This is a genomic window from Cribrihabitans pelagius, from assembly GCF_048820915.1.
Lineage (GTDB): Bacteria > Pseudomonadota > Alphaproteobacteria > Rhodobacterales > Rhodobacteraceae > Cribrihabitans_A > Cribrihabitans_A pelagius.
Genome location: NZ_JBMERR010000018.1, coordinates 101,128 through 108,612, shown reverse-complemented (window position 1 = coordinate 108,612; position 7,485 = coordinate 101,128). Strand labels below are relative to the sequence as shown.

The 7,485-nt window shown below is 64.0% G+C and carries 10 protein-coding genes; 5 read left to right on the top strand and 5 right to left on the bottom strand.

Annotated elements, in window-relative coordinates:
- On the top strand, positions 1–619 hold a 619-nt coding region (locus ACOHX0_RS16195), incomplete at its 5' end, for an IS256 family transposase (RefSeq protein WP_420678158.1).
- Positions 620–1,030: 411 nt separating this feature from the next.
- Here ACOHX0_RS16195 and ACOHX0_RS16190 read toward each other — a convergent pair.
- The gene (locus ACOHX0_RS16190) at positions 1,031–1,342 is read right to left on the bottom strand and encodes an ETC complex I subunit (RefSeq protein ID WP_420678157.1); all 312 of its coding nucleotides are present in this window, start codon (positions 1,340–1,342) and stop codon (positions 1,031–1,033) included.
- Positions 1,343–1,543: 201 nt separating this feature from the next.
- On the opposite strand from ACOHX0_RS16190, the gene uvrB reads away from it, so the two are divergent.
- Positions 1,544–3,742 (top strand): excinuclease ABC subunit UvrB, encoded by a 2,199-nt coding sequence (gene uvrB / locus ACOHX0_RS16185; RefSeq protein ID WP_420678155.1) that lies wholly within the window; start codon positions 1,544–1,546, stop codon positions 3,740–3,742.
- 395 nt (positions 3,743–4,137) lie between these two features.
- Here uvrB and ACOHX0_RS16180 read toward each other — a convergent pair whose 3' ends face one another.
- Entirely contained in the window at positions 4,138–4,440 is a 303-nt protein-coding gene (locus ACOHX0_RS16180) for a hypothetical protein (RefSeq protein WP_420678152.1), read from the bottom strand.
- A gap of 145 nt (positions 4,441–4,585) precedes the next feature.
- Here ACOHX0_RS16180 and ACOHX0_RS16175 point away from each other — a divergent pair, with 145 nt between their 5' ends.
- From ACOHX0_RS16175 to ACOHX0_RS16165, 3 genes are all read left to right on the top strand, one after another.
- The gene (locus ACOHX0_RS16175; RefSeq protein ID WP_420678151.1) at positions 4,586–4,771 is read left to right on the top strand and encodes a PLDc N-terminal domain-containing protein; all 186 of its coding nucleotides are present in this window, start codon (positions 4,586–4,588) and stop codon (positions 4,769–4,771) included.
- Between the two features lie 229 nt (positions 4,772–5,000).
- Positions 5,001–5,360, top strand: a complete 360-nt coding sequence (locus ACOHX0_RS16170; RefSeq protein WP_420678149.1) for an SPW repeat protein — start codon at positions 5,001–5,003, stop codon at positions 5,358–5,360.
- A 210-nt stretch (positions 5,361–5,570) separates the two neighbouring features.
- On the top strand, positions 5,571–6,038 hold the full coding sequence (locus ACOHX0_RS16165; protein WP_420678148.1) for an aminoacyl-tRNA deacylase: 468 nt from the start codon (positions 5,571–5,573) through the stop codon (positions 6,036–6,038).
- Positions 6,039–6,164: 126 nt separating this feature from the next.
- On the opposite strand, the gene ACOHX0_RS16160 is transcribed toward ACOHX0_RS16165, so the two are convergent.
- The 3 genes from ACOHX0_RS16160 to ACOHX0_RS16150 form a co-directional block, all read right to left on the bottom strand.
- Positions 6,165–6,425, bottom strand: coding sequence for a TFIIB-type zinc ribbon-containing protein (locus ACOHX0_RS16160; RefSeq protein WP_420678147.1), 261 nt, complete (start codon positions 6,423–6,425; stop codon positions 6,165–6,167).
- Positions 6,426–6,603: 178 nt separating this feature from the next.
- A complete protein-coding gene (locus ACOHX0_RS16155) occupies positions 6,604–7,011 on the bottom strand; it encodes a universal stress protein (protein WP_420678146.1) in 408 nt (135 codons plus the stop codon).
- Between the two features lie 143 nt (positions 7,012–7,154).
- Positions 7,155–7,478: an antibiotic biosynthesis monooxygenase family protein gene (locus ACOHX0_RS16150; RefSeq protein WP_420678145.1), complete on the bottom strand. Its 324-nt coding sequence runs from the start codon at positions 7,476–7,478 to the stop codon at positions 7,155–7,157.
- Positions 7,479–7,485 lie beyond the last annotated feature (7 nt).

Sequence of the window (7,485 nt, the reverse complement as noted above, 5' to 3'; positions counted from 1 at the left end):
GCTTGGTCCGTCTGAAGCCGAGACTTTCTGGGCGGACTTCTTGCGCGGCTTGAAAGCCCGAGGGCTGGACGGCACCAAGCTGGTGATCAGCGACGCGCACAGCGGCCTCAGGGCGGCCATCGTGCGGGTCTTCGAAGCAACCTGGCAGCGATGCCGCGTTCACTGGATGCGCAATGCTCTGGCTCATGTCTCACGCGGCCAGCACACCGTAGTCGCCGCTGCGGTCCGCCAGGCCTTCGACCAGCCCGGCCGCGCATCGGCCGGAGAAACCTGGCGGCGCGCTGCGGATCAGCTCCGCGGGCGATGGCCCAAGCTGGCCGGCCTCATGGATGAGAGCGAGCACGACGTGCCGGCCCGCATGGTGTTCCCGCGCCAGCACAGAACGATGTTGCACAGCACCAATCCGATCGAGCGCTTGAACAAGGAGGTGAAGCGCCGAGCCGATGTCGTCGGTATCTTCCCGAATGAGGCCTCCATCACCCGCCTGATCGGCGCCGTGCTGTTCGAACAGAACGACGAATGGCAGACCGCCAGCCGCTGCATGATGGTTGAGGCCTTCGCCGAAATCGACGCAGAGGAGACAGACCCCATTCTCAGCCTTTCAACACAAGCCGCCTGATCATGACCTCAGGCCATCCGGGAAATTACACCAGCTTGACGGACGTGACCGCAGTCCGTCACAAGAGAGGGCGCCGATGCTGACAAGGTATGGGTGTTACTGAGCCGCTTTACCAGATGATCTGCCGAAACTTTGGCGTAAGCCCTAAGCTTTGCTTGACGTTCACGACTGTGAATTGATCAGGTTTTGAACCAAATAAGGCACCCACTGGGTCGGCTTGTATCCTTAGAAAATTGCGTCTGCCGGGCCTTGTGGCCCATCCGGCCGCAACTTGATCCCGATTTACAACTGCCGCCACAGCCTCCCCAGAAGTAAACAGGGCACCCAGTGAGCATCCTACATGTTGGTTGAAGCTCGACTTCGCGGGATCCTTGCCCCGATTCCGAGACAACTTTGCCCCGATTTACAAGCTCAGTGCGACCAGGGCTCGCGGCGGCTGGTGGCAAAGTTGTCGCCGTAGCCGCCGGGGCGGATGTTGCTGCGGCGGGACTTCGGCTCGATCACCTGGGCGTCGATGCCATGGTCGCGGGCGTATTCCAGCGCCGCTTCCTTGCTGTCGAAACGCAGCCGCACCTGGCTCTGGGTGTCGTCGGAGGAGGTCCAGCCCATCAGGGGATCGATCTCCCGCGCGCTGGAGCGGGCAAACTCCAGCACCCATTTGCGCGTGCGGGCCATGCCCGAAGTCATCGCGTTCCTGGCCGGCCGGTAAATGCGCGCTTGCATCGCTGTCTCCTCGCTGATCTGGCTGCGCCCGTTTATGCGCCGGAAGCGCGGCTGCGGCAAGGCGGCTTTTGCGCGCGATTACATGCGAATCCGCGCCTTTGCGGCCGATTCCGCCACGCGCCGCGGCAGATGCCCCTTGAACCGGAACATAAACGGACCAAAATCAGCACGGCCCGCCCCCGGCGCCTGCAGGAGACCGTGATGCCCTATGCCCATTCCGATAAGTCCACGCCGATGATGGCGGACCGTGCCGCCCAGCGCCGGCCCAAGCTGGAGGGCGGCAAGCGGTTCAGGATGCAGACGGAATTTGCCCCCGCCGGAGATCAGCCGACCGCCATTGCGGAGCTGAGCCAGGGCGTTCTCGACGGTGAGCGCGACCAGGTGCTGCTGGGTGCGACCGGCACCGGCAAGACCTTCACCATGGCCAAGGTGATCGAGGAGACCCAGCGCCCGGCGATCATCCTCGCCCCCAACAAGACGCTGGCGGCGCAGCTGTATGGAGAGTTCAAGGGTTTCTTCCCGGAGAACTCAGTGGAGTATTTCGTCTCCTTCTACGACTACTACCAGCCCGAAGCCTATGTGCCGCGCTCGGACACCTACATAGAAAAAGAAAGCCAGATCAACGAGCAGATCGACCGGATGCGCCACTCCGCCACCCGGGCGCTTCTGGAGCGCGATGACGTGATTATCGTGGCCTCGGTCAGCTGCATCTACGGCATCGGCAGCGTCGAGACCTATTCGGCGATGACCCAGGACCTGAAGGCGGGTGAAATGTACGACCAGCGCCAGGTGATGGCCGATCTTGTCGCCCAGCAGTACAAGCGCAACGATCAGGCCTTCCAGCGCGGCAGCTTCCGGGTGCGCGGCGACTCGCTGGAGATCTTCCCCGCCCACTTGGAGGACCGTGCCTGGCGGCTGTCCTTCTTTGGCGAGGAACTGGAGCAGATCACCGAGTTTGACCCGCTCACCGGGGAGCGCACCGGCAGTTTCGACCAGATCCGGGTCTATGCGAACTCCCACTACGTGACGCCCAAGCCGACGCTGCGCCAGGCGGTGATCTCCATCAAGGAGGAGCTGAAGATGCGGCTGGCCCAGCTGGAAAGCGAGGGCAAGCTGCTGGAAGCCCAGCGGCTGGAACAGCGCACCAATTTCGATATCGAGATGCTTGAGGCCACCGGCCATTGCAACGGCATCGAGAACTACTCGCGCTACCTGACAGGCCGCGCACCGGGGGAGCCGCCCCCTACCCTGTTCGAGTTCATTCCCGACAACGCCATTGTTTTCGCGGATGAAAGCCACGTCTCCGTCCCGCAGATCGGCGGCATGTACAAGGGCGACCACCGGCGCAAGTTCACCCTCGCCGAGCACGGCTTCCGCCTGCCTTCCTGCATGGACAACCGCCCGCTGAAGTTCGAGGAATGGGACGCGATGCGGCCGCAGTCGGTCTTTGTCTCCGCCACCCCCGCCGCTTGGGAGCTGGAGCAGGCGGGCGGCGTCTTTGCCGAACAGGTGATCCGTCCCACCGGCCTCCTGGACCCGGAGGTGGAGATCCGGCCGGTCCAGATGCAGGTCGACGATCTGCTCGACGAGGTGCGCAAGGTGACGCAGAAAGGCTTCCGCACGCTCTGCACCACGCTCACCAAGCGGATGGCCGAGGACCTGACCGAATACCTGCACGAACAGGGCGTGAAGGTGCGCTACATGCACAGCGACATCGACACGCTGGAGCGGATCGAGATCCTGCGCGACCTGCGCCTGGGCGCCTTTGACGTGCTGATCGGCATCAACCTCTTGCGCGAGGGGCTGGATATTCCGGAATGCGGCCTGGTTGCCATTCTGGACGCCGACAAGGAAGGCTTCCTGCGCTCGGAAACCTCTCTGATCCAGACCATCGGCCGCGCCGCCCGCAACGCGGAGGGCCGTGTCATCATGTATGCAGACCGCATCACCGGCTCGATGGAGCGCGCGCTCGGCGAGACCAACCGCCGCCGCGAGAAGCAGATCGCCTACAACCTGGAGCACGGCATCACCCCCGAAACGGTGAAGAAGAACGTCGAGGACGTGCTGTCCGGCCTCTATGAAGGCGACGTGGACATGAACCGCGTCACCGCCCAGATCGGCAAGCCGATGCATGGCGCCAACCTGGAGGCACATCTGAACGGGCTGCGCGACGAGATGCGCAAGGCGGCCGAAAACCTCGAGTTCGAGGAAGCCGCCCGCCTGCGCGACGAGGTCAAACGCCTGGAGGCCGTGGACCTCGCCGTCTCCGACGATCCGCTGGCGCGGCAGTCGGCTGTGGAGGCGGCCTCCGACGCCGCCGTCAAATCGCGCGGGCGGTCCACGGCGGGCAAGGCGGGCACGCGGGCCTACAGGGGCAAGTCGCAGAAGAAGTTTTCGTGAGGGTTCAGAAGTGATTGTGAGGGGCTGTTCGTAAGAATCCAAAGGCCAACATTGAGCTGTGCCCGGCCCCGGGAGGGAGCGCATAAGCCCTCCCGTCGGGGGAAGTCGGACGCAGCCCGTGCATCGGCTCGGGCGGGAGGAGGCTCACGGCGACAGCGGGCAGGCCGCATGTCCTGCGCCAGGCGAGACCCGAAACCCTGCTATCCCCATCCCATAGGATTGAGCAGCGGACCGTTCGGCTTGCGAAAACTCTCACTTTGCTAAGCACAAAAAACCCCCTCCGGCTGACCGGAGGGGGCGCACTCGCTACCGCACTCAAACTCGAAACATCACTCGTACGGGTACTCGTCACCAAGGGCGAAAAGGTCCCCGCTCACCCCGACAGGCACTCGTACTTACTGGTTGACGTCTTCCGCGCCGCCCGCGTCTTCCGGCGGGTTGACCTCAAGGTTCGGGACCGGAACTTCGGCCTCTTTCATCTCGACGTCCACATCCGGCACCTTCACGGTGGCGCTGCCTTCGGTCACCTCGACCGAGCCGACCTCGGCATCGAATTCCGGCAGCTGGCCGCCCTCGACGCTCACGTCGACGTCGGGCAGTTTGGTTTCCTGGGTCTGGTCCACATCGACCATGTAAAAGGCCACGGCGATCGCAAGCAATGCGGCGATACCAATGACAACGGCAGAAGAGGTTTTCATAGCGTCGTTCCTTTTGACTGTTCCACTGCCCCTGTCCGAGGCTTCGGGAGGGTAACGACGCGCCCTGCAAAAAAGTTCCCAAGCCCGGAACGGAATGCTGCGGCGGGGGGTTTTCCTCTCAGCAGACAAGCAAGGAGAGAGAAATATGGAATATGGTCTTATTGGTCTTATCGTCCTGATCGCCGATCTTTATGCGATCTACCAAGTGCTCACTTCCGGGGCCTCCACCGCGGCCAAGGTCGTGTGGACCCTGGTCATCCTGATCCTGCCGGTGGTCGGCCTGATCGCCTGGCTCATCGCGGGCCCGCGCGGAAGCTCGGCCTCGGTCTGATACCCTGCAAAGGGACGATTGTTCCGCCCGCCGCAGCCCGCCGCTGCGGCGGGTTTTTTGGTGGCCGGCCGGCCCGGCCGCGCCCCTGCCCGCCACCTTCATCTTCTTGAAAAAAGGGAAGTTTTCTGATACACTTTCCGCTGCATTCCGGCGCCGCGGCAGGCGCCGGTGCACCGGCCCGCTCCGGGCCGGATAATTGCCGCAGACACCTGCTTCAGGAGGATGTGCAATGACAGACTATTGGAAAAAAATATCCGGTGACTGGCAGGACAGCGTGAATGTCCTGGCCGGGCTCTGGCTGGTGATCTCGCCCTGGGTCCTGCAATTCCAGGACAGCAGGCTGGCAGTGGCGAATGCAGTACTGCTCGGCGGGCTGATCGCGCTGATGTCGCTGGCGGCCGTGGTGAACTTCCGCAACTGGGAAGAATGGCTGGACATGGCGGTCGGCGCCTGGCTGGTGATCTCGCCTTGGGTGCTGGGCCTCACCGCGCTGACGTTCGCGACCTGGAACTTTGTGATCATCGGCGCCATCGTGCTCGCGCTCGCGGCCTGGTCGCTGTATGAACACGGCACCGGCTATACCGTCTGACACCGCGGGCTGTCACCGCGGGCGGATACCGCAGCGCTTTCAGCGGGCCTAGGCGTCCGCTGAAGGCCGGAGGCGGCCAAGGCTTGCCCGACTCACCCCATCGGGCGCAGACTGACGGGACCGAAACCACCGGGCGCCTCGGCTTGCCGCTTGCCGCGCCCTTCCCGGGCCGCGGCGGCCGGGGGGCCTTTCACTCCGGAGGACCCCACGATGATTGCTTCGCGCCTGAAACATCACCTCGAAGCCCAGGGCTTGCCTTTTGGCACCGTGCGCCACCCCTATACCTCGACCTCCGCGGAATGCGCGGAGTCTGCGCATGTGCCGGGCGGTCACTTGGCAAAGTCGGTCCTGATCCACATGGAAGAAGGACCGGTGCTGGCCGTGATCCCCTCGAATGAAACCGTCGACCTGCACGCGCTGCAGGCGATGATGGAGCGCCGCTTGGGGCTGGCGCCGGAATATGAGCTGAACCAGCTGTTCGACGATTGCGACCCAGGGGCTGCCCCTTGCGTCGGCGCCGCCTATCACGTGCCGACGGTGATCGACGACCGTCTCACCGGGCTCGACAAGGTCTGGTTCGAGGCCGGCGACCACAAGACGCTGATCGAAATGAAGGGCGGCGATTTCGACACGCTGATGAAGGATTGCAAGCACGGCTCCTTCTGCACGGTCCATTGAACCGGAGCGCTGAACCGGTTCATTAAGCCGGCGCAATGCGCGGGCGCACACGGCCTGCGCCCGGGTCCGGCAGAACAAGCCCGGAAGAATGTCCATGGGCCGCCCCGCAGCGGGGCGGCGCCGGGATCAGAAGTCGAACAGCTCCTCAAGGAAGCCGCCGCGCTTCTTCTTGTAGGGTTTGCCGTGGTGCCCCTGCGGATAGCCGCCGGAGGGCTGCGGGGCCTGCTGCGGCTGCGGCGCCGCCTGCACCGGCTGGGCCGAGCGCTCGATGATCTTGTCCAGCTCGCCCCGGTCGAGCCACACACCGCGGCACTTCGGGCAGTAATCGATTTCAACTCCTGCGCGGTCAGCCATAACAAGTTGCGTTCCGTCAATCGGGCATTGCATTGAGGTCTCCTCGGTCTTGTCTCCTCTTTCGAGGTGGGCAGCAATGGCTGCCGCTGCAAGGCCAGGAGCCGGCGATTGCGCAGTTTTTGCAGAAAACCGCGCACGGAGAGGGCCTTGGCCGTGCCAGCGCAGGTCCGGCGCGGCAGTTCGGAAGGCTCTTCGCCGCCGCGCCGCCGGCTCAGCGCACCACATGCACCGCGCAGGCGGCATGGCGCACCACCTGGCTCGCGGTGGAGCCCAGAAGCAGATCCTGCATACCCGGCCGATGCGAGGCGATGATGATGAGGTCCGGCTTATTCTGATCGGCCCAATCCAGGATGGTGCGGCCGGAATGGCCTTCGATCAGCACGCCATCGGCATTGGGCAGCGTCTGCGCCAGCCCGTCGAGTTCGGCCTGCAGTGCGTCGCGCGTTTCCTGCATGAATTCCGTCGGCATGTAGGAAATCGCATAGGCGGGCACGTGCTCGATCACATGCAGCAGGGTCACACGCGCCTCCGGCGTCGCCAGCAGCCGCGCCAGTTTCAGCGGTCCGCTGACGTCCCGGTCGGGATCAAAAGAAATCGGCACCAATATGTTGTGATACATCGCAAGGCCTCCTGTTATCGTCTGCGCCTTTTGTCTGCTCCGGCCTTTTCCTGAACCGCGGCGGCCGCGGCCGCCTTGACCGGGGTCAATCGGCGGGCGGTGAACGGCCAGGGGAGAACCCGGCCGCAGGCACCCCGGCGCCGCTAGCGGCCAAACACCGCGGCGACGTCATACATCACCGGCTCGAAGCTGCGGCACAACTCGTTGATCTTGCGGTTGCGCTCACGCATTTCGGGCGAGCGCAGCATCGCCATGAAGTCCTCCCGCCGCCGCCACTGCGAATAGTTGGCGATCCGGGTCTGCGCGTCATTCACGTGCAGCCCGGCGGAGATGAACCCCGGCTGCTTGGAGATGAAACCGGAATAGGCATCCTCCAGCGCTTCCAGCAGGTCCTGGCAGGTTCCCGGCGTCATCTCAAATGTGGTGATAACGGTTTGGATATCAGCGGTTTTGGCGATCTCTGGCATGGGCTCC